The organism is Ornithinibacillus californiensis (assembly GCF_001038485.1).
GTDB lineage: Bacteria > Bacillota > Bacilli > Bacillales > Amphibacillaceae > Ornithinibacillus > Ornithinibacillus californiensis.
Genome location: NZ_LDUE01000041.1, coordinates 1 through 1608, shown reverse-complemented (window position 1 = coordinate 1608; position 1608 = coordinate 1). Strand labels below are relative to the sequence as shown.

Annotated in this window: 1 protein-coding gene; it reads left to right on the top strand. The window is 35.8% G+C overall.

The genetic code is table 11. The features are described 5' to 3' along the window. Positions 1-258: 258 nt before the first annotated feature. Positions 259-1476 carry an IS110 family RNA-guided transposase gene (locus TE34_RS09840; RefSeq protein ID WP_047984654.1) on the top strand — a complete coding sequence of 406 codons (1218 nt, stop codon included), beginning with the start codon at positions 259-261 and terminating at the stop codon, positions 1474-1476. Positions 1477-1608: the final 132 nt, after the last annotated feature.

Here is a 1608-nt window from a genome sequence, read left to right as displayed (position 1 = left end):
AAACATACTAAGATTAGTGGGTAAGATCATCGACGGATGATTTTGCCCACTATTTTTCTTTTTAGAGTTATAGTGAGAAGTGAAAGAAAGCTCGATCAGCCTCAGGGATCATTGAATCCGTATCAAAAACCGAGCTTCTTCACTTTCATTTTTGAATCAGGTTTAAGTATGTTGGGGCCATGGAGCTCGTGTAGGAAATTGGAATCGAAATGAATAAGTGAAGATCTTTCAAATTAATAGAGAAGAGAGAGGATAAAATTGGGATATGTTATTGCTTTGGATATTTCTATGGGGAAAAGTTACATAGTTGTCTATGAGGGCCAAACGTGTCTTTTGGAAGGGGAGATTCTTCATAATCAATTTGGGTTTCAAACTTTGCTTGATGAAATTCAACTTCTTCCAGAAGACCCAACTCTAGTTTTCGAATCAACCGGTATTTATTCAAAACCAGTGGAAACTTTTTGTGAAAGGAACCAGCTGCGCTACACTGTATTAAACCCTCTGGAGGCCAAAAAACAATTAGAAAAAGGAACGTTAAGAAGTTGGAAAACGGACAAGCATGATGCTCATAGACTGGCACAAACCCACCAAGATAATCACCGTCCAGAGAAGGTCCAGCAACCAGATATATATAATGATCTTAGAGATTTATCTCGATTCTACCAAGAAGTTGAAGTAGAAATAAAACGTATTCGGATGTACTTACATAATGCAATTCAATTAAGTTTTCCAGAGCTTGAACAATTCTTCTCCAGTAGGGTTACACCTTATGCCTTAACATTAATAGAGTTATTTCCTCATCCAGAATTAGTCTTACAATCAAGCTCGACAATAATAAAAAATCGATTGATAAAAAGTACATCGAAAAAAATATCAGAGAATCGTGCAAAAGAGAAGGCACATCAAATAATAGAATACGCTCGGAACTCTTATCCAGCTGTTTCTTCAAGCAGTATCCAAACCCAAAAAGTGCGGTATTACGCAAGGCAATTACTTCACTTATTAGAGGAAAAAGAACAACTCACTCACCAGATGATTAAGAAGTCAGAAAAACTTTCCGAGTTTGAATTACTCAAAAGTCTCCCAGGAATAGGGGGAATTAGCGCAGCTCTTCTAATTGGTGAGATAGGTGACCTTTCACGCTTTTCTAATCACAAAAAGGTAAACGCGTTTATAGGTATAGATATTCGAAGATATCAATCTGGAAAATACGCTGGACAAGATCACATTAATAAACGGGGAAATCCAAAAGGAAGGAAGATTTTATATCTTATTATACGAAACATGATCCGCCAACAAAAGTCTGGACCAAACCATATAGTCGATTATTATTACAAATTAAAAAAGCAACCCATACCTAAAAAGGATAAGGTTGCCGTTGTAGCTTGTATGAATAAGCTACTAAAATGTATCTATTCCATGGCCAGGAACAATACAAAGTACGATTACTCGTACGCGGTCTCTATGGACCAATAATATATACTAGTATATCACGGATACCCTCAGTTTAAAAAACTAAATAACTGAGGTTTATTTCCTATGCACGAAAGTAAAATCAGTATAATAATCATCTACTTTTTAAAAATAATACTTGACTAATCGTAGGAA